Source organism: Gillisia xinjiangensis, from assembly GCF_046298265.1.
Lineage (GTDB): Bacteria > Bacteroidota > Bacteroidia > Flavobacteriales > Flavobacteriaceae > Gillisia > Gillisia xinjiangensis.
The window spans coordinates 1-532 of the sequence record NZ_JBKAHK010000115.1 but is presented as its reverse complement, the minus strand read 5'-3'; the positions used below and the strand labels follow the sequence as shown (position 1 = coordinate 532).

General features: G+C 45.9%; 1 protein-coding gene. It reads right to left on the bottom strand.

What is annotated here, in order from left to right; all coding sequences use genetic code 11:
- Positions 1-532 (bottom strand): cadherin-like domain-containing protein (locus ACKGJN_RS16765; RefSeq protein ID WP_409540710.1); only part of this gene is annotated, 532 nt, incomplete at both ends.

Here is a 532-nt window from a genome sequence, read left to right as displayed (position 1 = left end):
ACCGTTGAAGTTGGCATCCGGAGTATAGGTGATCGTGTAGTCTGTATTGATCACAACACTTCCATTAGTAGGTGCAGTGGTCTGGGTTACCGTAAGGGTATCACCGTCTACATCAGTATCGTTGGCAAGTACATTTATGTTTACAGCAGTGTCTTCATCGGTGGTAGCCACATCATCAACTGCTACAGGCGCATCGTTGATTGGGTTTACCGTTACCGTTACCGTAGCGGTATCTGTTCCACCATTGCCATCAGAGATGGTATAGATGAAAGTATCTGTACCGTTGAAGTTTTCATTCGGAGTGTAAGTAATTGTTCCATCACCATTGATCACAACACTTCCGTTAGTAGGTGCAGTGGTTTCGGTTACCGTAAGGGTATCACCGTCTACATCAGTATCGTTGGCAAGTACATTTATGTTTACAGCAGTGTCTTCATCGGTGGTGGCCGAATCATCAACGGCTACCGGAGCATCGTTGATTGGGTTTACCGTTACCGTTACCGTAGCGGTATCTGTTCCACCATTTCCATCA